The organism is Sinomicrobium halophytocola, assembly GCF_052983395.1.
The window spans coordinates 58587-82906 of the sequence record NZ_JBRKIT010000028.1; the positions used below are offsets into that span (position 1 = coordinate 58587).

The 24320-nt window shown below is 43.2% G+C and carries 18 protein-coding genes; 4 read left to right on the forward strand and 14 right to left on the reverse strand.

Annotated features, from left to right (window positions below; all coding sequences use genetic code 11):
- The first annotated feature begins 111 nt into the window (after positions 1-111).
- Complete coding sequence (locus tag ACVBDY_RS11170) at positions 112-984, forward strand: YjiK family protein (RefSeq protein WP_447175566.1); 873 nt, start codon at positions 112-114, stop codon at positions 982-984.
- On the opposite strand, the gene ACVBDY_RS11175 is transcribed toward ACVBDY_RS11170, so the two are convergent.
- A complete protein-coding gene (locus tag ACVBDY_RS11175) occupies positions 974-4663 on the reverse strand; it encodes a metallophosphoesterase (protein WP_447175567.1) in 3690 nt (1229 codons plus the stop codon). The two genes, ACVBDY_RS11170 and ACVBDY_RS11175, sit on opposite strands and share 11 nt — an antisense overlap.
- Before the next feature lie 46 nt (positions 4664-4709).
- Here ACVBDY_RS11175 and ACVBDY_RS11180 point away from each other — a divergent pair, with 46 nt between their 5' ends.
- Positions 4710-5912: a Pycsar system effector family protein gene (locus ACVBDY_RS11180; protein ID WP_447175568.1), complete on the forward strand. Its 1203-nt coding sequence runs from the start codon at positions 4710-4712 to the stop codon at positions 5910-5912.
- 21 nt (positions 5913-5933) lie between these two features.
- Here ACVBDY_RS11180 and ACVBDY_RS11185 read toward each other — a convergent pair whose 3' ends face one another.
- Positions 5934-8303: a GAF domain-containing protein gene (locus tag ACVBDY_RS11185; RefSeq protein WP_447175569.1), complete on the reverse strand. Its 2370-nt coding sequence runs from the start codon at positions 8301-8303 to the stop codon at positions 5934-5936.
- Between the two features lie 210 nt (positions 8304-8513).
- Between ACVBDY_RS11185 and ACVBDY_RS11190 the strand changes: the two genes are divergently transcribed.
- Positions 8514-9299, forward strand: a complete 786-nt coding sequence (locus tag ACVBDY_RS11190; protein WP_447175570.1) for a DUF3050 domain-containing protein — start codon at positions 8514-8516, stop codon at positions 9297-9299.
- Positions 9300-9399: 100 nt separating this feature from the next.
- Here ACVBDY_RS11190 and ACVBDY_RS11195 read toward each other — a convergent pair whose 3' ends face one another.
- The 3 genes from ACVBDY_RS11195 to ACVBDY_RS11205 form a co-directional block, all read right to left on the reverse strand.
- Complete coding sequence (locus ACVBDY_RS11195; protein ID WP_447175571.1) at positions 9400-9720, reverse strand: 2Fe-2S iron-sulfur cluster-binding protein; 321 nt, start codon at positions 9718-9720, stop codon at positions 9400-9402.
- A gap of 184 nt (positions 9721-9904) precedes the next feature.
- Positions 9905-11602, reverse strand: coding sequence for a glycoside hydrolase family 28 protein (locus ACVBDY_RS11200; protein ID WP_447175572.1), 1698 nt, complete (start codon positions 11600-11602; stop codon positions 9905-9907).
- A gap of 29 nt (positions 11603-11631) precedes the next feature.
- The gene (locus tag ACVBDY_RS11205; RefSeq protein WP_447175573.1) at positions 11632-12624 is read right to left on the reverse strand and encodes a pectinesterase family protein; all 993 of its coding nucleotides are present in this window, start codon (positions 12622-12624) and stop codon (positions 11632-11634) included.
- Between the two features lie 235 nt (positions 12625-12859).
- Here ACVBDY_RS11205 and ACVBDY_RS11210 point away from each other — a divergent pair, with 235 nt between their 5' ends.
- A complete protein-coding gene (locus ACVBDY_RS11210; RefSeq protein ID WP_447175574.1) occupies positions 12860-13897 on the forward strand; it encodes a LacI family DNA-binding transcriptional regulator in 1038 nt (345 codons plus the stop codon).
- Positions 13898-13956: 59 nt separating this feature from the next.
- On the opposite strand, the gene ACVBDY_RS11215 is transcribed toward ACVBDY_RS11210, so the two are convergent.
- The 9 genes from ACVBDY_RS11215 to ACVBDY_RS11255 form a co-directional block, all read right to left on the reverse strand.
- Positions 13957-15573, reverse strand: coding sequence for a UxaA family hydrolase (locus ACVBDY_RS11215; protein ID WP_447175575.1), 1617 nt, complete (start codon positions 15571-15573; stop codon positions 13957-13959).
- 93 nt (positions 15574-15666) lie between these two features.
- Positions 15667-17118, reverse strand: a complete 1452-nt coding sequence (locus ACVBDY_RS11220; RefSeq protein ID WP_447175576.1) for a tagaturonate reductase — start codon at positions 17116-17118, stop codon at positions 15667-15669.
- A gap of 207 nt (positions 17119-17325) precedes the next feature.
- Positions 17326-18618 (reverse strand): TRAP transporter large permease, encoded by a 1293-nt coding sequence (locus tag ACVBDY_RS11225; RefSeq protein WP_447175577.1) that lies wholly within the window; start codon positions 18616-18618, stop codon positions 17326-17328.
- Positions 18615-19082, reverse strand: a complete 468-nt coding sequence (locus ACVBDY_RS11230) for a TRAP transporter small permease (RefSeq protein WP_447175578.1) — start codon at positions 19080-19082, stop codon at positions 18615-18617. The genes ACVBDY_RS11225 and ACVBDY_RS11230 overlap by 4 nt, the downstream gene beginning before the upstream one ends.
- Positions 19083-19145: 63 nt before the next feature.
- Complete coding sequence (locus ACVBDY_RS11235; RefSeq protein ID WP_447175579.1) at positions 19146-20129, reverse strand: TRAP transporter substrate-binding protein; 984 nt, start codon at positions 20127-20129, stop codon at positions 19146-19148.
- Between the two features lie 60 nt (positions 20130-20189).
- On the reverse strand, positions 20190-20861 hold the full coding sequence (locus tag ACVBDY_RS11240) for a bifunctional 4-hydroxy-2-oxoglutarate aldolase/2-dehydro-3-deoxy-phosphogluconate aldolase (protein WP_447175580.1): 672 nt from the start codon (positions 20859-20861) through the stop codon (positions 20190-20192).
- 37 nt (positions 20862-20898) lie between these two features.
- Complete coding sequence (locus ACVBDY_RS11245; protein WP_447175581.1) at positions 20899-21903, reverse strand: sugar kinase; 1005 nt, start codon at positions 21901-21903, stop codon at positions 20899-20901.
- 96 nt (positions 21904-21999) lie between these two features.
- Positions 22000-23397 (reverse strand): glucuronate isomerase, encoded by a 1398-nt coding sequence (uxaC, locus tag ACVBDY_RS11250; RefSeq protein ID WP_447175582.1) that lies wholly within the window; start codon positions 23395-23397, stop codon positions 22000-22002.
- A 76-nt stretch (positions 23398-23473) separates the two neighbouring features.
- Positions 23474-24259 carry a gluconate 5-dehydrogenase gene (locus ACVBDY_RS11255; protein ID WP_447175583.1) on the reverse strand — a complete coding sequence of 262 codons (786 nt, stop codon included), beginning with the start codon at positions 24257-24259 and terminating at the stop codon, positions 23474-23476.
- Between the last annotated feature and the right edge of the window lie 61 nt (positions 24260-24320).

The following is a 24320-nucleotide window of genomic DNA, read 5'->3' on the forward strand; positions in this document are numbered from 1 at the left end:
CTAACCTGCTTCTATCCGCATTAACCCGTCATGAGGCCTTTCCGGTAACGATAGCCGCGGTTTGCATCAAAAATCTTGTCAGGAAATACTTTAATTTATTAATTTTACCCCATGAGAAAGCTTATTCTTCCCTTAATATATGCTTTTGTTATTGGTTGTAACCCGAATTACGGACAACTCAAACCTCTGGCCAGATTACCGAAAGAACTGAAAGAAAACTCGGGAATAGAAATCATTGAACGCGACAGTACGATATGGAGTATAAATGATTCGGGGAACAAAGATCATATATACCAGGTCGGTTTTGACGGAAAAATGCGAAGAGAACTCAAACTGAAAAAAGCAAAGAACACGGATTGGGAAGAAATCACGAAAGACAAGGACAATAATCTGTATATCGGTGATTTTGGCAACAACAGCAATAAACGGAAAGACCTTACCATTTATAAAATTCCAAACCCCAACACAATAGAGGGAAAAGAGATCGAAGCTGAAAAAATAACGTTTTATTACCCGGAACAAAAAAGCTTTCCTCCTAAAGCAAAGCATAGATATTATGATGCCGAAGCTTTCTTTTTTCTGAACGGGTATTTTTACCTGTTCACAAAAAACCGGACCAGTCCTTTTGACGGAGTTTCTTTTCTGTACAAGGTCCCTGCCCGGAAAGGACATCACAAGGCAGAACTTATCGGCAAATATATATTTTGCACTGATGATGAAGGGTGCAGAATAACAGCCGCTACCATTTCCCCGGACGAAAAGACCGTGGCGCTTTTAGGATACGACAAGGTATGGTTGTTTTCGGGCTTTACGGACGACAATTTCTTTCACGCGGACATCAAAGAAGTCGTGGAACTCGGCCATTCCTCCCAAAAGGAGGGGCTGTGCTTTATGGACAACCATACCCTGCTTATCAGCGATGAAGCCAAGGGAAGCTCGGGAAGGAACCTTTATGAACTGAAACCGGACGGTATTAAAAATTAAACCCTAATCCAAATGCAAAACGGTTACTGTCTTTAGAGTTAAAATATGAAAAATTGGCCGTAAACATATTAATCGCATTGAGGTACAGTCCTCCTCCCACGGAGTTGTGCCATTGGCCCGAGTTATCATCTGCTACCCATACCCTTCCGTAATCAAAGCCTCCGTATGTCCCCAGGGTCATTGGGAAAAGCCCTGTACGGAACTGTGCAAGGGTAAACCTCAGGTCGTTATTATTATAAAAGGATGTTCGCCCTATAAACCGTTGGTTCCGGAACCCGCGTAATCCGTCTATCCCCCCGATACCGGCTCCCTGATAAAATTCGAATTCATCTCCCGTATTAAATTGTGCTTTGAATTTTGTGGCGTACACTATTTTACCTCTTGTATCTATATTAGCGGTAAAACGTACCTGCGGAATAACATAAAAGAAATCCCTGTTGTTGTCCAGATTGGTCTTATAGCCGGTAGTAAGATCGAACTGCATACCGAGAGTTGGCAGGGAATTACTGTCGAAATTGGAATATCCATAGGTCATTTCCGCTCCCAGAAATTTTTGCCATTCAAAGATATCGGCATTCACTGCCGTTTCATTAATATATCTCCCGGAAGTCTCTTCTATTTCTATCATTTCAAAAACAGGCCCTATCTTAAAGTATCCGCCCAGGTATCCTTCCCAGGCCAGTTTGGGGGACACGCCGAAACTACTCATCCGTACACGGTTGTAATCCATCCCCAGGTCGTCTTGCGGATTTTCACTTTCGTTACCATAACCGAAGTAGTTTACTGCAAAAAGCGGACTGGTAAAGAAGGCATCGGCAGCAAAGCGCCAATTATTCGTTACGTTCAGTATTTCTCCGGAATAGCCGAGATCAAAACCTTTGGTAGCAAAATAATATCCTCCTTTTATACTGTGTTTCTGGGTATAGGGGTCCTGCCGCAGACCTTTACCGATAAAGGTATATTTGAGCCCGAGTTTTACCCCGTCATCCGGATTAAATCCGAAATCCGGGAAAAGCTGCCCCACATTGGTTTTTACTTTCTTGGGATCGTAAGTATTCAGATTATAATTGTCGGTGAGCCTTGTTGTCACCGGGGTCTCCCGGGTGATCTTTTTAGATTTGTAATCGTAGACTTTTATCTTCTTCCGGTTGTTAATTTTATAAACATCATTGTTTTGTCCCCCGATGATCTTTATCGGAATCAGTGCATCACCTTCCCCGCCGACTTCAAAAACATCTTTATCGTCCAGGCCATACAACCATATTTCTTTGGTTTCTTTCCGGTTAAATGTAATATCTGTGAATTTTTCTTTTTTCTCCCCCTGGATAATACGGTACGCCTCTAACCTGGTCATCCCTCCCTTCTCACGGGTGATAACAAAGTAGTCATCTTTATCCGTACCATATATTACGGGGTTCTTTTTCAGTAAATAATAATATTCTTCAGCTATCTGAGGCAGGAACTCTTTTCGTTGTAAAAGCACGGATTTTACCTCTTCTGTTATTTTCGGGTCCAGCTCCTTCGGAAGATAAGAAAAAGCCCTCTCTACCGTTCCTTCATCGATCTGCTGCATTATATAATCTGCTTCTTCCTGCCAATCCCGGAGCGTATGGGCATTCAGGATAGCCATATCCAGGGGAAAGGGTTCTACGTTAAACCACTTCAGACTTCGTATTTCCGGGGTATAGTTTTGCATCATCCGCACTCCCGGGATCATCCTGGTCACCAGCTTCAGGAACGGCCCATCGAAATCGGAGAAGACCTGGTCCCGGTCTCTCGGTACCGGCTTATAAAAAATTTTACCGTTCTCTTCTCCAGCTTCGGCCCAGCGCCACTGGTCGCCATGCCTGTCCCAGTCTCCCAGGAGCATGTCGAACAACCTGGAACGTATGTAAAGGCGCTCATCCGTAGTGTTCTCGTCTCTTCGCCTTAATTTTTTCAACATATCGGTAGTGCTGATGATCTTATCGGAATAACCAAAACTGGCGACCTCCCCATGATCGTCCGTTACCCGTTCCTCGATAAGGTACAAAGCATCTCCATACCTATCGTTATAACGTCCGAGAGCTTTTTGTTTCGGAACATAATACAATTCGGGATTGGCGTGCAGTACTCCTATGGCGTCGGACAATTCTCCGACGGTGAGTGCGGCATATGGGAAAGCAGTCGTATAAAAGTCCATCACCAAGGCTTCGGTATAGGAATCTTCCAGGTCGTCCTGTATATACTGGTCTTTAAATGCCACGGATTGTAAAAAGCGCAGGGCCCCTTTGCGTACTTCCCGCATCATATATTGTCTTCCTTCTCTATCCTCCATACGAAGGGAATTGGTCTGGTGGCCCCCGCCTGCCCGTATGGGTGTCAATCCGCCGTAAAGCGTATCCAGGGATACGGTCCGGGCTTCTATACGTTTTCCATATTCCTTACGGTAGTGTTTTCCCCAAATGGCGGAATACATCTTTCCCTTGTGTACCTCTTCTTTTTCGTATATCCCGGATTTTACCGTTTCAGGAATGTCAGTCGGAAGGTCCCTGTGCAAAGTATCCGAAGGTATCTGCATGACCTCTGTCCGGAACAACGGGTCGGCAAAATTATTTTCCTGACCGTAGAATTCAGCTATAGCTCTTCCATCTTTTAAGACGCTCATTTTCACATATCCCTGTCGGCCATAGGAAAAAACCCCGTCTTTTTTAATACTTGAAGGTGCTGTTTTAGACCCGGAGCCACTTACTATCAACGGAATATTACGGCTTACGGCATATTGCAGGTTGTGTTCATGCCCCGAGATAAACACTACATTGTCTGTCTGCTGTGCAAGGGTAAACAACCGGTCTGTGAGTTCCCGGTAGGGTTTACTCTGAATATCCTGCGGAGAAATACCACTGGTCTTACGGATAAAGTTCATTAGCGAACCTATTACCGGTAATGGTATGCTATTTCCTACAGGATACAAATGCTTATCCAGCGAAAACTGACCGCCATGTCCACCGTTACTCAGCAAAGGATGATGCATCGCTATCAATAATATTTTTCCCTGCGATTTATTGATATAACCTTCAACTTCTTCAAAAAATTGTTCCCGGGTTTTGATATCACAGTCATCATTCATCGTGGGATGCTTGTTCCAGTCTTCAATGAACCATTCGGAATCTATCAGTAACAAGTCTACCTCATCATTGATCTTTTCTCTTTTTAACGGGCATCCGTCCTCCGGAAGGAACGAGTTTTTGCCCAGAATGTCTTCCACGTGTTTTTCCTGGCGCTCCACCCCTTTTAGCCCATCGGAATACCAGTCATGATTACCTGGTATAAAGATGGTCTTTCCCTTGATTTTTTTCCCTATTCCGGCCTGGATATCTATACGGTACTCAGCCAGTTTCCTGCCCTTTTCTTCCTTTTCAGGCATTCCTGACGGGTAAATATTATCTCCCAGGAAAACAACCGTACTATTTTCTGTCGCCGTCTCCATTTCCTTTTCGAAAGCCTGTAGTGCCACAGACTTTTCTCCCATAAGAGAATTTCCGGCATCTCCAATAAAATAAAAGGTATGGGACACATCGCCCGGATCGGGGATAGTCGTATTTTTTGAAACTGTTTTATACTGGGGCTTATATGTAGCACAAGAGTAGACAACAGCCCCCAATATCCATAACAAACCAATCTTTTTAATTTTTATCATAACAATAAAAACACTAATTTTAATTTTTAACTAATTTAAGTAAATTATGGATACAATTCTCCGACAGGTCGAGGATTACGTACTAAAAATATTGAGCGAGCAGTTACCTAATCATTATTTTTATCATAACTATACTCACACACAACGGGTTGTTAAACATATCAATGAACTCGTAGCTGCAGAAAGACTGGACGAAAATGAAAGCGAAATTCTCCAGATAGCGGGATGGTTTCACGATACGGGATATATCAAAAACCCTAACGATCATGAGATAGAAAGTGCCGGGATCGCGGAAGATTTTCTCCGGGAAAGAAATTATCCGGACGATCGTATTGCCATTGTAAAAGAATGTATCCTGATTACCAAAAAGTACGGTAAGCCTTCCGGCTTACTGCAAAAGATCATCTGCGATGCTGATTTCTCGCATTTTGCGTCCAAAAACTACATGGAAATATCCGACCTGTTACGAGAAGAGCTTCGTTTGTTACATGGAAAAAACTATACGGATATCGAATGGGTGGAAGCCAACATACTCATGTTTGAGGAACATCATAAATTTTACACTGCACATGCTATTGCCACCTGGCAGCCGCAAAAGAGCAAAAACCTGCTGAAACTCAAAAAAAACCTGGGAAAACTCCTGGAAAAAAAGGATAGGGATAAACTGAAAAAAGCCGATTTCAAACGTAAAAAGAAAAAAGCGGAAACCCCCGAAAGAGGTGTAGAAACCCTGTTCCGGGTGACCTTGAGAAATCATACCAACCTGAGCAATATTGCCGATAGCAAGGCCAATATCCTCTTGTCCGTAAATGCCATTATTATATCACTGGCCCTGTCTACCCTTATTCCAAAACTGGATAAGGCCAGTAATTCCTATTTACTTATTCCTACTATCCTCTTCGTAGGGTTTAGTGTCGCCTCCATCGCCTTCTCTGTTCTGGCTACCAGGCCTAATATAACCGGCGGAAAGTTTTCCAGGGAGGACGTAAAAAACAAAAAGGTCAACCTGTTGTTCTTCGGTAATTTTCACAAAATGGAACTTGACGAATACGAAGAAGCCATGAAAGATATAAGAGAAGACAAGGAATACCTGTACAACTCCCTGACCAAAGACCTGTATTACCTGGGCAAGGTACTGGATAAAAAATACCGTTTACTGCGCATTACATATACCATATTCCTCATAGGGATCATCGTATCGGTACTGGCCTTCGGTGTTGCCACCTATTATGTTAATTATGGCTACTAAACCGGGATCATCCTAACTCCGTCAGGAAGCTATTTCTTTCATCAGATCCTCGTATGTGTACACTTTGGTGTCTTTTCCTTTTTTATAAAGGACTTCCACACGCAGGGCCTTGAGACCGCTTACGCCTTGAAGTTCTTCCAGTTCGAGTATTTCCACATTTTCACTGAAGTATTTCTTGGCTTGCAGGAAACGAATATATCTCAGGTATTCTTCTTCATCCTTATTACCGGAATAAACGATGGCTATTTTTCCTTTTTGGGTAACCCTGTCTTCCGAGTTGCGGATCAATGCCTTATCCAGACGCTTTTTGATGATCTCATAACGGGCATTGTAGGTGCCGTCCACATCAAACTGCTTTTCATCCATACGGAAACGGATGGAAAGCGGGGAATTGTATACCAGGATCAGAGAAGCCACATCGAGTTTTATCGGGAGCTCTTTTTGTAAGGTATAATATTCGTTCTCCATTTCCCACATGATCTGCAACTGCCACAACCTTAAGTTATACAGATATATGTCATTATACACCCTCCTGTGGGCGATCGAAGCTCCTATATACATATTATGTTCTACTCCATCGGTTTTATACCGTTCAAAATAATGAGGGAACATGGTCTGAGCGTCGTCCTGTTTCCGGTCCAGCACGGATGCCAGTTTTTTATTGATGAGATTTACCGACTCATCATAGTTTTTTCTATGGTCATATATCGCTTCGTGTACCGGATCGAGGCTGTTAAGATAGTCATCGATCTCCTTTGCTATATCTATATTAAGGCCTTTCAGATGATCGAAGAAAGGATGTATCTCTTCTTTCAGAAAATCGAGTACATTCTGCTCACTACCGGCATTCAATACATCCAGTATCTCCTGCAGATGCTCGTTCAAACGAAAACTGATTTCCTCATAGATAGGCAAATGCTCAGTCTCTATAGCTTTCTCCAGTATCTTACTTACGTGGGAAAGTTGTATTATGAGGTCTTTTCGTATGGCTTCGTTCCTCGCTTTCGATGAGTCTTTTATATCTATTTGTCCGTAAAGAGGGTATACGTAGTTAAACACAATTTCCCGCAGGGAGGCCGTAATACCGCTAGCCTGCCTTTTCAGGTAATGATGTACTTCTTTTTCAAATTTCCATTTTACACTGGGATGAATAGAAGTGTATTCCTGCTGTATAATGGCTTCTAGCTGATTGACTTCTTCTATTTTTGCCCTGGAAATGGCAGTAATAAGGTAAGGCATGATGTCTTCAAGCTTTTGCGCGTTGACGCTGTTCAGTTCCAGGACCCGGGGTGACCCGAGTTCCATGATACCGTAAAGCGCCCCGTCATCTGCCACTATCGGGGCAAATATCACACTCCCGATTCCCTGTTTCTTCAGGTTTCGGAAAGAAGCATCTTTTTCATTCTTTTCATAATACTTATCCACATCGGCTATGGCAAAGTATTTTTTTTCCTGCAGCAACTTTTTGCATGTAGATTTACACAGGGCAACGTCTCCGGAAATCTCCGTTTCCTCACCCATAATAAAACTGTGCAGTTCTTTATCCGGCCGACGTTCAAACTTTTCTTCGTCCGTATTGTACGCACAAAAACCAACCGTCAGATCGGGAATACCATACAGGGAACTGAATATTTTCTGAAAATCATTAACGAAATTCACCTCATTATCCCTATTGATACCCAGTAAAGTGGTTTTCAGGTCGGAAATAACATTATCCACGGTAGCGTCGTACATGTTACATATTCCGAAACCTTTGAGAATCCAGCTTTCCGGGGGAAATTTTTCTTTCCACAGCTTCAGATCTTCGAAATTGTTGAGTAATTCCTCGATATCTTCTTGTGTAATTTCTTTGGCCTTTTCCGTAGGGAAAATATCCATGTAATCGGCATTGTACAATATGCGATAGTGCTTTATTATATTGTTAGCATCCGGAATATCGTAAAAAATGGGCCTTTGGAAATTGACATTTATATTGTAGTAGAATTTAAGGATTACGGTACACGCCATGATGTACTTGTTCTCCTCACTCATATTTCTCAGCTTAAGATCAAAACCTTCTCCTGCTTCCCTTACAATTTTCTTAAAGCGTTCCGTTGCATTGAAAATCACGTTTTCAAAGGGGATAGCCGCTATCTTTATTTCGTTGTTCGTGAGTGCCGGAGAAAAGGTATCACGGAGCAGCATGTTTATAACATCTGCATACTTGTCCAGAAGTTTTTCGTCGGTAAAACCTTCGCGTAATTCAGGGTAAGGCTTTTGGACTTCCAGTATTTTTCTGGCCTTCATAGCAATAAATTCATCATCACTACGGGCTTGTTCCTCATAGAAATCCAACAGACTATGGAAACTGATCTTTACTGAAAAAGGTGAATCTTTAACCAAACTTTTCATAGCGCAAATTTACTAAAATTATTGTTTTAATCATCACTATACCTATATATTCGCCAGGTCTTTGTACATTACACATTACTCATATACAGCTTATTATTATATAGTGCTTTGTTTTTTTAAAACTAATTGTGGCCAGGTTAAATTATTCGTTAAATCAGTACTCCTTAAACGGGTAAGCCAATTAGTTTATTAACTTTGTCAAAAAATCTTATGATAAAGAATATAAAAGCCGAGATTGCCCCCCTACGAAACCAGCTTCTGCACCACTCGCTTTATAACAATATCAATCAACCGGACGATCTGAGACTTTTTTTAGAATATCATGTATTTGCCGTTTGGGATTTCATGTCTCTTTTAAAGGCCCTGCAACAAAAACTGACATGTACGACAACACCGTGGATACCTACCGGGGCCCCGGAGTTGCGTTATCTCGTCAACGAGATCGTCCTGGCGGAAGAAACCGATATCAATAAGGAAGGGAAACACCTGAGCCATTATGAAATGTACCTGGAAGCCATGGAAGAATGCCAGGCGGATACTTCCAGGATAGAAAACTTCATAGCCGACTTGTTATCCCTGAAAAACATATTGGTTGACATTAAACTAAGTGCTTTGCCCCAGGCGGTAAAGGATTTCCTGAATTTTACTTTTTTCCTTATCGAAGAGGGAAAACCTCATAAGATAGCTTCTGCTTTTACTTTTGGAAGAGAAGACCTGATTCCGGAAATGTTTACAGCCATTTTACGGGAAATGCAACAGAATTTCCCGGAATTCGGGATAGACAAACTGGTATATTATTTCGAACGCCATATAGAACTGGACCAGGATGAGCACGGCCCCATGGCGCTTCAGATGGTAGATGAACTCTGTGAAGGCAACGAACAAAAATGGAAGGAAGCCGGCGAAGCCGCAATAACCGCCCTGCAAATGCGTATAGCACTGTGGGATACCATTGAAGAAGAAATTACAAAAGCCAGGGAAAATTTATTGGCTTAGAACGTGCCAATTAGCAAATTTGATAATGAGTCAATTATTATTTAATTATAATTCATTACCAAATTTGCTAATTGTTCCATTAACTAATCGGCACATTGACTCAGGATTCCGGGGCGAGTTCCAGTTCCAGTCCGTCCATATCTTCGGTAATAGGTAACTGACATCCCAGACGGCTGTTATCCTTTACGTAAAACGCTTCAAAAAGCATTGCCTCTTCATCGGGGCCCATTTCAGGGAGAGAATGCCCGGAGAGCACATAACACTGGCAGGAAGCACACATGGCCATCCCTCCGCAGGTACCTTCTACCGGTAGTTCGTACGCTTTGCACAATTCCATGATGTTCATGGCCATGTCGGTAGGCGCATCCAATTCGTGTACCACACCTTCCCTGTCTTTGATCTTAATTTTTATATCGGACATTACTCGTAATTTCAAAAGTGCAAATTTATAAAATATGCGGTTAAGTCACCCGATATGGAAACAATGATTTTTATTATATCCGGAAGTACTTTCCCTTATGTTAAAATATCCGTCTCAAACCTCCATATCCCCAATTTATATAACCTTTCATTATATAATATCCTGTTCGGCAGGCGGAGGCACATTATTTTTTAAATTTTAAGATATTTTCGGAATTGTTATGGCCATAAGAGACTTTATCTTCTGTAATGTTACCGGATTCGATAGAAATGGCATCACTTTCCTTACCGGATATTTTCAGCGAGATTTTATGAATTTTATTGGTTTTTACATCCTTGAATTCTATGTTCTTCCCATTATACACGGTTAGCGGCACTCCTTCTTTATTCACAATGGTAACATTTCTCAGTAAAAGAGCATCCGTATCGATTACCGTAATCCCCTTTTTGGTTTCCAGATAAGCATTTTCCAGGCGTACGTTCTTCAGTTTCATTTCGGGGAGCCCCATAAAAAAGGCCGCTGTTTCCGAATTTACCGCGGTGATGTTTTTCATGTAGATATTCCGGAATACCGGGGTTTCTTCGGTTACCGGTTCCCGCTTGTCATCCCTGGCTTCCGTTTCCGCATCCTGGTCCTCTTCCAGTAAGGGAGAATTACCACCGTAGAACATATTGAACCGGATAGTCTCGGTGGGGATGTCTTTCATATCAATATCGGAAATATAGATATTCTCCACAACACCTCCCCGTCCGCGGGTACTCTTAAAACGCAGCCCCACATCCGTCCCGATAAAAGTGCAATTGCTCACATGCACATTACGCACACCGCCGGACATTTCACTTCCAATGACAAATCCCCCGTGCGCATGATACACTATATTGTTTTTAACAATAACATTTTCGGTTGCGATACCACGGTCCCTGCCATCCTGGTCTTTTCCCGACTTAAAACAGATCGCATCGTCTCCAACGTCAAAAGAGTTGTTATAGATAACCACATTTTTACAGGATTCCAGGTCCAGCCCGTCCCCATTCTGGGAATACCAGGGGTTCCTTACGGTCAGATTACGTAACGTGAGGTCTTCGCACATCAGCGGATGCAGGTTCCATGCCGGTGAATTCTGAAAGGTAGGTCCGTCCAGCAATACCTTTTTACACGCTACGAGATTAACCATAACAGGCCGTAAATAATCCTTCACCGTTTCAAACCCGGCCTTGCTTTTAAAATCCGGCACGTTAAAATTATCTTTACTATCTCCTCTTTTCGACTTTTCGGAAGGGTACCATATTTTGCCATCATCACTGAGCACACCGCCGGATTGTACTTTTTTCTTCCATTGGGCTGTAGTCATTTTACCGGATTTTACCGGTCTCCATGCATCTCCGCTACCATCGAATATACCTTTTCCCGTAATGGCTATATTTTCCAGGTTGCGTCCGTTGATCGGTGACTGGCATCTGTACGTGTTCAGTCCTTCAAAACTGGTATTTACCAGTGGATAATCGTTGAAATCATCACTGAAGATTACAAGTGCGCCTTCTTCCGCATGCAGTTCCACATTATTTTTAAGGGTTATAGGCCCGGTAAGCCACATCCCCCGGGGAACAACAACCGTTCCGCCTCCTTTTTCAGACACGTGATCGATAGCATTGGCAAATGCCTCGGTATTTTTCACAGCACCGCCGCTTTCGGCTCCGAAAAACTCAATACTAACTTTATAATCGGGAAAACGGGGTTCTTTTACTTTGGGCATTTTAAATTCTATACCGGAGTAGACATCCGTATCCCCGGGTTTCTGGGCCAATGCTTTAGTTGCGAAAGTAGATACAACAGTCGGCACCAGAAACAGCGCTAGTAACTTGATTCGGTCTATTCTGAGCATTGTTTATGTAATAAAGTTTTTGGTTTTGTTTACAATTTTATTTTTTCCGGGTTCCAGTCATCTTCTCCTTTTAATATGTTTTCCACGGTGTAATTTTCCACCTCCGTATCAGACAACTGGCAGGACCACGGTACTCTCTCTTCTGTATTTGCTCCAGGCCCCATTGAATTATATTCCGCATAAAATACCGTCAGCTTGGCCTCCGGCTTGTCCCAGTTATGCCAGCCTTCCGGATCTACATGTCTGCTCAGGTAGCAATTGATAAAAACCGTTTTGGCATACAGCCGCCAGGGCCTGCCCAGATAGAAAGTACTGCTCCCCCTCCCTGTAATCCTACAGTTGAGAAATACAAAACCGTATTCGGATTCCTCAGGGGTAGAAGCGGCAGTAACATAGCCTTTCCCTTTACAATTTATCACACAACTCTCAAAAACCGCCGTAGACCAGCCGAATATGAAATCGACAGTACCTTCTATATAACAGTTCTTATAATATTGCCTGCTTTTTTTGCCATGCAGGTAAAGCGTATCCTGGTTACCGAGAAATTTACAATTTTCAAAAAAGGCCCTGTCACCTTCTATCCGTACGGCAACTGCCTGCCCTACATGTCCGGCACTATTCCGGAATGTGATATTTTTGGCCTTGAAATCATCCGCAAAAACAAAAAAGGAAGAAGATCCGGTAGTTCCCATTTCCTCCCCGAAAATATTCTTTTTAGATGCGTAATCATCATAGAAAAGTATAGTATAAGTCATACTCTCTCCTACAAATGTAACATTGGTTTTGGAAGCCGGTAATACAAGTTTCTCCTTATATTCCCCGTTCTTTATTAATATTTTTGTTTCCTTTTTCCTGTAATCGGGTACGGCATTTATAGCCTCCCTTACTGTTTTGAAATCCCCTCCACCGCTTTTGTCCACTACAAAGTCAAATACCTTATCTTCCGTAGCCCCGATTGCGCAAAAAACACTGAACAATAATAAAACTGTAGTGATCCTGTACTTCATTTTGAAAGAATTCATTATATTTAGAAAAAAATCTGTAATCGATTACACTAAATTATGTCTTTTCGCAATATACACAAACTTTTTTTGCTTATGATTGAAAAAAAAGTGGTCAATGCAATACCCAACCGGGAATGCAAATAGGAGAAGACCATAACCCAAACTGTCAATTAACTTTTTTTATGCATCTTTGTCCTGATAATAACCTGTCACTTAGGTAAGAACGGACACAAAGATTAAGATAGCAAAACCGATGAGCAAGGTTACCATTTACGATATTTCCAAAAAATTAAATATCAGCGCAGCCACAGTTTCCAGAGCGCTGAATAACAATCAGAAGATCAGTCTTAAAACGCGGGAGCTGGTTATGAAGACCGCCGCGGAAATGAATTACGAACAGAATACCCTTGCTCTGGCCCTTAAAAGCGGTAAAAGCAATACGGTCGGGATACTCGTGCCTTATATGGACCGGAGTTTCTTTTCTTCCGTAATACGCGGTATCGAAGAAGAACTATATCCGCACGGATATCACGTTATCATATGTCAGACCCGCGATGATGTCAAAAGCGAGGTCCAGAACATCAATACCCTGCTCAATGCCCAGGTAGATGGTATTTTCATGTCCGTTTCCAAAACGACCAAAGATACTTTACATATAGACCGGGTATTGCAAAAGGGCATTCCCCTGGTGTTCTTTGACCGTAAAAAGAATCTTCCCGGGGTAAGTTCGGTTACTATCGACGATTTTAACGGTGCTTACATGTCCGTAGAGCATCTTATCAGGCAGGGGTGTAAACGCATAGCACACTTTATGGGAAATATTAACCTGGAAATCTATAAAGATCGTTACAATGGTTACCTGAAGGCGCTGACCGACTATAACCTCCCCTATAACAAGGACTACATAGTACAGACAAACAGTAAGGTGGAATCGGGTACGGCAGCAGTAAAAAAGCTGATGAAACTTCCGGAACCTCCGGATGCCATATTCTCTTCCAGTGACTTTACGGCTCTCGGGGCAGTACAGGAGCTGAAAAAAACAGGCATAAGAGTGCCGGAAGATATTTGTATTTCGGGTTTCAGTAATGAATCCTTCACGAAATATACGGAACCTACGATGACTACTGTAGACCAGACTCCTATAAAAATGGGAAAGATGTCCGCACGGGTTTTTCTTGAACAGATCGACGAGGAAGTATCGGTGGCCATCGAAAAGAAAGTAGTACTTTCCCCTCAACTTATTATTCGGGATTCTTCTAACCGGACAGGCAAGGCAGGTAAAGAAGTATAAACTAACAGAGATGCCCTACAATAACCAGTTGGGTATCTCTGTTAGTTTTCGGTTCTTTATTACAAGGATACGCCTCGTTTCCAGGGAATAAAATCATTCTGGTTGAGCTGCATGGCTTTTGTTTTTTCTTCGCCACTTGCCACGCGAATAATAAATTCGAACATTTCCTCTCCCATGTCTTCAATAGACTTCTCTCCCCGTATCACAGCTCCCGTATCCACATCGATAATATCGGGCATTTTACGTACCAGTTCGGTATTGGAAGAAACTTTGATGACCGGGGTAACCGGGTTACCTGTAGGTGTTCCCAGTCCGGTAGTAAATACAATAATATTTGCTCCGGAACCTGCCAGTCCTGTTGTACTTTCCACATCATTCCCCGGGGTACACAACAGGTTAAGCCCCGGTTTCGTCACATATTCCGTGTAATCCAGAATGGCGGTTACAGGAGAAGTCCCCCCTTTTTTAGCCGCGCCGGCCGATTTCATAGCATCGGTGATAAGACCATCCCTGATATTGCCGGGAGAAGGGTTCATATCAAAACCGGAACCGACATCTATGGCCGACTGTTCATAGGCCTTCATCAGGGCCAGGAATTTTTCCGCATCCTCATCTTCCACACAACGGTTAACGAGTTCCTGCTCTACCCCGCATAATTCCGGGAATTCGGAAAGTATGGGAGATCCTCCCAGGGCAGCCAGCAGATCGGAAGCATAGCCAAGTGCGGGATTGGCGGAAATACCGGAAAACCCATCAGAGCCTCCGCATTCCAGTCCCACTTTAAGCTTAGACAAAGGTGCCGGTACCCGCTTTATTTTATCCGCAGCTTTGATCGCCTCAAAAGATTCCCGGATTATGGTGTTCAGCATGTCCTCTATGGTTCCCATCTTTTGTTGTTCGTAAATAAGAATAGGCTTTTTGAGATCGGGATTGATCTTTTTTACCGCTTCCTGAAAAATATCTATCTGCAGGTTTTGGCATCCCAGACTAAGTACGGTTACACCGGCCACATTCGGGTTATTCACATAGCCTGCCAAAAGCCTGGCCAGTGTCACGGAATCCTGCCGGATACCTCCGCAGCCTCCCTGGTGGGTGATAAACCTGACTTCTATATTATCAAAAATCCCTGTGCCCTGCTCTTCTTCCATAACCGGGGTTTCTTTGGCATCCCCGCTTATCAGGCTACGAAGCAGGAGCCTCTGGCTGTTGGTCTTGTAGTAGGACAATTCCTTTTCGAAAACATCTTTCAGTAACTCTATATTCCGGTTTTCGCAAAATACCAAAGGAAAAAAGAGCCATACATTGGCTGTTCCTACCTGTCCGTCCTCTCTGGGATATCCCATGAAAGTCCTGTCTTTCCACCGGCTTACATCGGGGGCTTTCCAGGGAGTGGTTTCCGTTTTTCCGGAAACTTTTCCGCTCTGGTGCTTTACGTTTTCCGTGGTTAAAAGACCGCCTTTTGGAATATACTCACTGGCTTTTCCTACAAGTACACCATACATCAATATCCGGTCTCCTTCTTCGAGGTCCGTAAGTGCTATTTTGTGTTTCGCCTTGCTATCGGATACCACCCGGATATCACTTCCTTCGAAAGTCACTGTTTCGCCTGACTTCAGATCTGACAGAGCCACGGCTACATTATCTTCCGGGTTTACCTTAATTAGTTTCGTTTTCATCTTCAATCCAATTTTTAGTTCTGTGCAACTGCGTCCGGCACAAGAGAAATGGATTTTACCGTGCCCTTAAACCCATTTCTCCCGGACCTTCATCTATACAGTTGTTCTTCTATACTTCTCCAAGCCTTTTTCCACACCGTATTCTTCGATATTCTCCAGGGCGGTAGTTATGGCATCTTCAAGTCCGGGGACCGTTTTCGTCAGATCCTCGTCCCAGAAATCCGCATTGCCGAGTATGTGCCTTACCGTCTCCCTATATCCGGGAAGTGCCCAGGCTTCTTCAAAAGTCTTTACGATATCGTTACTGTCCTGTACCGGAAGTTCGGCACCTTTCCATTTCCCTTTGTAAAAGCGGATCAGGCACGCCATGGCATAGACCAGGTTTGCAGGAAGTTCCCCTTTTCTACGGTAATATTCCGTAAGGCTTGGCAGTACCCTTACCTTAAATTTGGAAACGGAGTTAAGCGCTATACTTGCCAGTCGGTGTTTTATAAACGGATTCCGAAAACGATCCATCACCTGTTCTGCAAAATCACGGAGTTCCGCTTGGTCCATATCCAGGGTCGGGATGATCTCCTCGAACACTACGTTCTTTACAAAATCGCCCGTAAACTCACCGTCTATTGTTTCTTTTACAGTGTCGTTACCACACAAGAGCGAAAACGGCACCATAGCCGTATGTGCTCCGTTCAGTATACGTACTTTACGGGTACGGTAGGGCTGTATACTATCCACTATTTTTATGTCCAGGCCAGCTTTGTCCAGCGGTATCTTTGCTGTCAATTCTTCTTTACCTTCTATAACCCACAGCAAAAAAGTCTCGGCAGATACCATAAGTTTATCTTCATAAGACAACTGTCCCTGGAATTCACCTAGTTGATCTTTGGGGTACCCGGGAACAATTCGGTCTACCAGTGTATTGTGAAAACTATTGTGCTGTTCTATCCAGTTTTTAAATTCGCTGCCAAGCTCCCATATATCCACATACTTTAGTATAACTTCCTTCAGGGCGTCGGCATTGTTATTGATAAGTTCGCACGGAACGATCGTAAGCCCTTTTGCCGGATCGCCGTTAAAATGTTTGAACCTGCGGTGTAACAGCACCGTTAATTTCCCCGGAAAGGAGGAAGGTGGTTGCATATCGGGCGTGTCTTTTTCTTCAAAAGCTATCCCGGCTTCCGTGGTATTGGAAATAACAAACTGAAGTTCTTCCTCTTTAGCCAGATCAAGGTAAGCATCAAAACCGGCATACGGATCAATACCCTGTTGAATACAGGATATCAATCTTTTTTCCTGAATCTCTTCGCCTTTTTGTACTCCTCTCATAAACAAAGTATACAATCCATCCTGATCGTTAAGAAGTTTTACCAATCCGTTCTCCAACGGCTGGACCACCGCGACTCCCGCACGGAAATCCACTTCTTCGTTCAGCTTGTCTATAATGTAATCGACAAAGGCTCTCAAAAAATTACCTTCTCCGAATTGTACTACCTTCACCGGGAACTTTGCTTCGAGTCCCTGACTGTTCCTATCCAGTTTTTTCATCTGTTTTAAATCCGTTTATTCCCTTATTCCGGAGACCGGACGAGAGTCCGGTTACCCCGGATTTTAATTAGTTTATTTTTCGTTAATTGATGATCCTTTCCGGTTTTAAATCTATACCGGTTTTATTTGTGTTAAAAAAACACTTTAATTATTTACACTATGCTTCCTGTACCCGTTATAAGTCCATAACAATTGCATAGCGCCTGGCTAATCTTCCATAAGACCTGGCAACCAGGTGGATATTTCCGGAATATAGGTGACCAGTAACAACACTATAAACATGGCTATGAAAAGTGGCACCAGAGGCTTTATCACTTTTTGAATGGTCGTCTGTGCAATACCTACACCGACAAAGAGGACCGATCCTACCGGCGGTGTACAAAGTCCCACACAAAGGTTCATTACCATCATTATCCCGAAATGTACCGGATCTACTCCCAGATCCTTTACCACGGGTAAAAATATGGGGGTAAATATCAGTACTGCCGGGGTCATATCCATAAACATCCCGACAACTAATAATATAAGGTTTATCATTAGAAGAATGACATACTTATTATCACTAAGCCCGAGCATAGCCGAACTTACGGATTGAGGGATATCTTCATAGGACATCACCCAGGACATTGCCATGGATGTTGCTATAAGCAGCATCACTATGGAATTGGTTCTCACGGAACGCAGAAAAACCTTCCGTAGTTTTTTCAAATCCATTTCCTTATATACGAAGGAAAGTATCAGGCTGTACAATACTGCAATCCCGGATGCCTCGGTAGCCGTAAATATACCGGCTACTATTCCTCCGATAACCACAACCAGTAAAAACAAGCTGGGAAATGCGTGCAGGAAAGAGGTGAGTATCTGCTTTATTGTTGACCTTTCTCCTGCCGGGTATTTCTTTCGTCTTATCCATACTGCCGCAACTGCCATCAGGGCCAGTCCCATAAGAATTCCGGGGAGATATCCTGCCAGAAACAGCGCCGCTATGGAAACACCGCCACTGGCCAATGAATATACGATGAGGATATTGGAAGGAGGAATAACCAGTCCTGTTGTAGAAGAAGTCACATTCAGGGCCGCACTGAATTCCCTGGAATATCCTTCTTTTTCCATATGTGGTCCGAGTATACCGCCTATGGCAGAGGTTGCGGCCAATGCAGAACCGGATATAGCCCCGAACAACATTGCCGAAACCACATTTACATAAGACAAGCCCCCAGGCAATGACCCAATAAGTGACTTGGCGAATGTAATAAGCCTTTCGGCTATACCGCCCTGATTCATAATCTGGCCTGCCAGTACGAAGAAAGGAATGGCCAACAACGCAAAACTATCCAGTCCGGTAGCCATTCGCTGGGCTACCGTAGTAAAAGCCGGAATAGAGTCTATGGTAACCAGCATGGTTACCAGGCTGGATATACCTATGCTCCAGGCCACCGGAACACCTATGGCCAACAACAATACAAACGATATCAGAAGTATAAGTATCTCGGTAATCATATGAAATATTTTTTGGGGTTTCTTATTTCTATCCACTTATAAATCAGTATGACTATACCGCTCAACGGGATAACAGAATAAACGTAGGACAACGGCAGATGTAATGCTGCCGAACTTTGCCCCAGGATATGATTGAGATATACCAATCTGGCCCCACCTATAATAAACACCAGGACACTGAATAACATTATAAGACCATTAATAAATATTCTGAGTATTATCCTGTTCTCTTCATTCAGCCTAGGAGGTAATATTTCTATGGCGAGGTGATCTTGTTGTCCGGAACAATAAGCTGCTCCAAGAATACCCACCCAAATAAGTAAAAACCTGGCAATTTCTTCAGTCACTGAACTCGGTGCATTGAGTATATATCTGGAAAAAACCTGCCATAAAACAGCCACTACCAATATGGCGAGAAGTACCACGAGAAAGCCTCCCAGTAACTTATCTATTTTTTTCTTCATAATCCGTTAAGTTGGTTTTTTAATAAAAATTGATTGACTTGATTTATACGTGATCGATCAGATTCATTCTGCCTGAATGGCTTCTATGATCTCTTTCAGGTGTTCGTCCTTTTTAAAATTCTCATACATTATGGAAACCTTCTCCCGGAAAGGTTCCTTATCCGGATATATGACTTCCACTCCTGCTTTTTTGATTTCTTCAAGTGCGTGGTTCTCCGCCTCTTCCCATATCTTTCTTTCATATACAACGGATTCCCTGGCCGCTTCTTCAAGCCATTTCTTTTCCTGATCGCTCAAAGAATCCCAGATGGTCGTACTTATGAGCAGCATATCCGGAAGATTGGTATGCTCATCGACAATGTAATACTTACACACTTCGTAGTGATGTGACAGGTAAAAACTGGGCAGGTTGTTTTCTGCACCGTCTACAATACCCTGTTGCAAAGCCGTATATAATTCTCCCCAGGAAATCGGGGTGGGCGACCCTCCGAGGTTGCGCACCATATCAATGGCGGTCTGGCTTTCCATAACCCGTAATTTTAATCCTTTGAGATCTTCCGGTTTATGTACGGGTTTTTTAGTATAAAAACTCCTGCTTCCCGCATCGTAAAAAGCAACTCCCTTCAATCGTACCTGCACACTGGCATCCAAAAGCTGTTTTCCTATCTCTCCGTCCAGAACTTTGTGAGAATGTGCTTTATCGCGAAACAAAAACGGCAAACCGAATAACTTATAATCAGAAACAAAATTTTCGAGTACACCCACCGAAACTTTGGTCATTCCCAGACTTCCTATTTGTAGCAGTTCCAGACATTCTCTTTCCGTTCCCAACTGCTGGCTGGGGTATATTTTTATCTGCAAACTACCATCCGATTTCTCCGCAAGCCGTTTTGCCATAAAAGTCATAGCTTCATGAACCGGATGTGACGCATCCAGGCCATGTCCCAGTTTTATTACTTTCACCTTAGCAGCTTCATGACAAGAAGAAAAGAGAGTGAATATCAGGGCAAGGACAGTATATTTTATTAAACTTCGTTTTCTTATCATTTTTTGGGCAGGATTGATTGATTAATGACTGTTTTTTGCAACCTCTTTAGTGCATATCCTTTATTTTCTCACCTTATTTATTATAGCTATAACCGCTTTCAACGTATTGGTAACTCCCATCAGGTCAAAACTGCCATCCGTATTTTTCGTAAAGAGTTTAGAACCTATTCCCACGCAATGTACCCCGGCATGAAACCAGGCGGAAAGATTTTCTTCCGTAGGTTCTACTCCCCCGGTAGGCATAATACTCGTCCACGGAAAAGGGCCTCTCACGGCTTTTACAAATTCAGGTCCTCCTACCTGTGTTCCCGGAAATATTTTCACGACTTCGGCACCCAGTTCTTCGGCATAGGAAATCTCCGTAAGGGATCCACAGCCCGGAGACCACATTACCTTTCTACGGTTACATACTTTAGCCATTTCAGGGTTTAGCACGGGAGATACTATAAAGGCAGCTCCCGATTGCAGATAAAGCGAGGTGGTACCGGGATCTACCACAGACCCCACTCCAAGTATCATCTCCGGAAGTTCTTTTTCTGCATATTTATTGAGTTCTGCAAAAACTTCGTGCGCATAATCGCCTCTGTTGGTAAATTCAAAAACCCTGGCACCGCCATCATAGCAGGCCTTTAAAATCGCTTTGCACACTTCCGTATCCTTATTATAGAATACCGGCACGATACCGGTTTCCTTCATCCTTAACGCTACGGATATTCTTGTAAATCGGGACATAAACTATTATTGTGTTATCAGATTATTGCAGTTATTATTATCGTTTTATCCTACCGGATATATTACCTTTCATCACTTCTAAAACTTCCTCTGCCGATACCAGGTTTACATCCCCTTCTACAGTGTGTTTCAGTGCACAGGCGGCATTGGCAAATTCTATGGTTTTCTGGTCGTCGAAATGTTGCAATCCGTAGATAAGTCCGGCAGCGTAGGCATCTCCGGTCCCTATCCTGTCTATGACATGAGCGACCTCTAATGTTTCGGTTTCCAGGTATTCCTTTCCGTTCCAGGCCCTGGCGTTTATCTTCTGTGAGGAGGCATTACCACCGTTTCTCACTTTGTCAAAAACCTTGGTTATGGTTGGAAACCTGAGCAACAATTCTTTGGCAGCTTCGATGAAACCATCTTTATCTCCCGTATACGTTGTTCCCAGTATTTCATTGATCTCATTGACACCACCGATAAAAATCGTCGAATATTCCAGCATTCCGGCCAATATCTTACGGGCATCTTTGCCATAATTCCACAAGTCCTTCCTATATGTCGGGTCCGCAGTTACATTCATTCCGTTCTTCCGGGCCTGTTTCAGTCCCTCTTCCAGTGTTAGCCAGGCCCCTTCGGATATTGCCGGAGTTATCCCCGTCCAGTGAAACCAACCGGCGCCTTCCTGCACTTCTTTCCAGTTCACCATACCGGGTTGTATTCCGGCAAATGCGGAATGAGCCCTGTTATATGCTATGGTACTGGACCGCATCACGGCACCTACCTCGAGGAAATACAATCCCAGAGGTGCATTCCGCTTTATTACCCCGGAAGTATTTATGCCATAACGTTTCATCGTTCCTATAGCCGCCTGTCCCACAATATCGTCGGAAACACAGGTAACATGTTTTACTTCGTTACCGAAATTCGCCAGTGAGGCACCTACATTCATCTCGGTCCCTCCGAAGTAAAATTCCAATTTATTACTCTGGCTTATCTTTTTATATCCTTCCGGGGACAGCCGCATGAGTACTTCTCCGAAAGTAACCGTTTTATCCATAAAACTCTATTTTATTGGCAAGATAGCAATCTTTACTTTCTCTTACGCGCCATCTCCTTCATAAATCCCAAAATTGGTTTTGTCTGTTATTATCCTTCAGAATCCGAAATAATCTTTGGCATTATTGTAACAGATATCCGAAATAATTTTTCCTATCCACTCCATGTCCGCAGGCAGTTCTCCGTTTTCGATCTCTTCTCCGAAGAGATTACATACCAATCTTCTGAAATATTCATGCCTCGGGAACGACAGAAAGCTTCTCGAATCGGTAAGCATCCCTACAAAACAACTGATAAGTCCCATATTGGACAAGGCGTTCATCTGCTTGGTCATCCCGTCTTTCTGATCCAGGAACCACCAGGCAGAACCAAACTGAACTTTTCCCTTAACACTACCATCATTAAAATTCCCTATCATACTTGCCATAACCTCGTTATCCGCAGGATTAAGATTATACAGAATAGTCCTGGTAAGCTTATCTTTACTATCCAGTTTATTTAAAAAACGGGACAACGCTACCGATTGCGTAAAATCACCGATAGAATCCCACCCGGTGTCGGGTCCTAGAAGGTTATTCATTCTCCTGTTGTTATTTCTCAGGGCTCCCAGGTGAAACTGTTGCACCCAACCGAATTCGCAGTAAGTTTCCGCAAGGAAGTACAATACAGCACTCTGAAATTTCAAAGCTTCTTCACGGGTAATGGTTTTCCCGCTTCTTTTCTTTTCGAAAATAGCTTTTACTTCTGCTTCGGTATAGTCTTCACTGTATATTTGTTCCAGACCGTGATCGGAAACCCTGCTTCCGTTGTCGTGGAAGTACTGTATCCTTTTTTTCAGGGCATCCAGAAGATCGTTATAGTTTCCGATAGCCATTCCGGCTGCTTCCCCCAGTTTTTCCACATAATCGTTAAATCCGTCATCAGCAATCATAATAGCCTTGTCCGGACGGAAAGAGGTGGTCATTTTCACGGCATAATCACTTCCGGCCAGTTTTTGGTGATGTTTAAGGGAATCCGTAGGGTCTTCTGTGGTACATACCACTTCCACATTCATTTTAGTCAACAGGTTACGGCAACTGTATTCGGGTGTATTCAGTTTTTCATTGGCCTGTCGGTATATCTCATCCGCCGTTTTTTCGCTCAGCAATGTCTCTATATCAAAGTACCTTTTGAGTTCCAGGTGTGTCCAGTGGTACAGGGGATTTCGCAGAGTATAAGGCACTGTCTTGGCCCATGCACGGAATTTCTCCTCATCTGTTCCGTTTCCGGTTATATACTTTTCATTGATCCCCAGGGTACGCATTCCACGCCACTTGTAATGATCGCCATATATCCATATTTGTGTAAGGTTTTCAAAAACCTTGTCCTCCGCAATCTGGTCGGGAGGCAAATGGCAATGGTAATCGATAATAGGTTGTTTATCCGCATAGTTGAAATATAATTCCCTTGCGTAATCGTTGCTTAATAAAAAGCTTTCATCCTTAATAAAACTCATGGTAAGTTATTGTCTGAATATGTTCTACCTTTATTTGTAAACAGGTTTAGACTTCTTCCTGTGACCTCCTGTTTATTTATTTTTCATTAGCAGGCTTTCCTATAGTGGCAAGTATACCTCCGTCCACGTAAACGATCTGTCCGTTCACAAAATTACTTGCTTTTGATGCCAGAAAAACCACGGTCCCTGCCAGGTCTTCCGGATCGCCCCATCTGCCGGTGGGGGTACGATTGATAATAAATTCGTTGAACGGATTACCGTCCACACGTATAGGCTCGGTCTGAGATGTGGCAAAATAGCCCGGACCAATACCGTTTACCTGGATATTATATTTGGCCCATTCCGTAGCCAGGTTACGGGTAAGCATTTTCAAGCCCCCTTTGGCCGCTGCATAAGCGCTTACATTATTCCTTCCCAGTTCACTCATCATGGAGCATATATTGATGATCTTCCCGGCTTTTCTTTCTACCATTCCTCTTGCCACCAGCCTGCTCATAATAAAAGGGCCTACGAGATCCACATCTATAACCCTGCGGAAATCTTCCACGGCCATATCCAATGCCAGTTCGCGTTTAATAATCCCTGCATTATTGATCAGAATATCAATAGGGCCGACTTCCTTTTCTATCTTTTCTACATTTTCGGCAGCAGTCTTTTCGTCCGTAACATCAAAAATATACCCTGAAGCTTTATATCCTTTGGAACTGTAATGTTTCAGGGCGTTCTCCAGTTTGGAAGGAGTAGTACTGGTTATCACCAGCTCCGCCCCTGCTTCACCGAGTCCTTCTGCCATGGCCATTCCCAGACCATGCGTCCCTCCGGTAATCATTGCACGTTTGTCTTTTAAACTGAATAAATCCATACAATATTGTATTTTAATCGGACCACACAAACCATCACCTCCCGGAACGATCATTACCCGA

Coding starts and splice junctions, on each gene's coding strand:
- ACVBDY_RS11170 (WP_447175566.1), top strand. CDS start 112: ATGAGAAAGCTTATTCTTCCCTTAATATATGCTTTTGTTATTGGTTGT.
- ACVBDY_RS11175 (WP_447175567.1), bottom strand. CDS start 4,663: ATGATAAAAATTAAAAAGATTGGTTTGTTATGGATATTGGGGGCTGTT.
- ACVBDY_RS11180 (WP_447175568.1), top strand. CDS start 4,710: ATGGATACAATTCTCCGACAGGTCGAGGATTACGTACTAAAAATATTG.
- ACVBDY_RS11185 (WP_447175569.1), bottom strand. CDS start 8,303: ATGAAAAGTTTGGTTAAAGATTCACCTTTTTCAGTAAAGATCAGTTTC.
- ACVBDY_RS11190 (WP_447175570.1), top strand. CDS start 8,514: ATGATAAAGAATATAAAAGCCGAGATTGCCCCCCTACGAAACCAGCTT.
- ACVBDY_RS11195 (WP_447175571.1), bottom strand. CDS start 9,720: ATGTCCGATATAAAAATTAAGATCAAAGACAGGGAAGGTGTGGTACAC.
- ACVBDY_RS11200 (WP_447175572.1), bottom strand. CDS start 11,602: ATGCTCAGAATAGACCGAATCAAGTTACTAGCGCTGTTTCTGGTGCCG.
- ACVBDY_RS11205 (WP_447175573.1), bottom strand. CDS start 12,624: ATGAATTCTTTCAAAATGAAGTACAGGATCACTACAGTTTTATTATTG.
- ACVBDY_RS11210 (WP_447175574.1), top strand. CDS start 12,860: ATGAGCAAGGTTACCATTTACGATATTTCCAAAAAATTAAATATCAGC.
- ACVBDY_RS11215 (WP_447175575.1), bottom strand. CDS start 15,573: ATGAAAACGAAACTAATTAAGGTAAACCCGGAAGATAATGTAGCCGTG.
- ACVBDY_RS11220 (WP_447175576.1), bottom strand. CDS start 17,118: ATGAAAAAACTGGATAGGAACAGTCAGGGACTCGAAGCAAAGTTCCCG.
- ACVBDY_RS11225 (WP_447175577.1), bottom strand. CDS start 18,618: ATGATTACCGAGATACTTATACTTCTGATATCGTTTGTATTGTTGTTG.
- ACVBDY_RS11230 (WP_447175578.1), bottom strand. CDS start 19,082: ATGAAGAAAAAAATAGATAAGTTACTGGGAGGCTTTCTCGTGGTACTT.
- ACVBDY_RS11235 (WP_447175579.1), bottom strand. CDS start 20,129: ATGATAAGAAAACGAAGTTTAATAAAATATACTGTCCTTGCCCTGATA.
- ACVBDY_RS11240 (WP_447175580.1), bottom strand. CDS start 20,861: ATGTCCCGATTTACAAGAATATCCGTAGCGTTAAGGATGAAGGAAACC.
- ACVBDY_RS11245 (WP_447175581.1), bottom strand. CDS start 21,903: ATGGATAAAACGGTTACTTTCGGAGAAGTACTCATGCGGCTGTCCCCG.
- uxaC (WP_447175582.1), bottom strand. CDS start 23,397: ATGAGTTTTATTAAGGATGAAAGCTTTTTATTAAGCAACGATTACGCA.
- ACVBDY_RS11255 (WP_447175583.1), bottom strand. CDS start 24,259: ATGGATTTATTCAGTTTAAAAGACAAACGTGCAATGATTACCGGAGGG.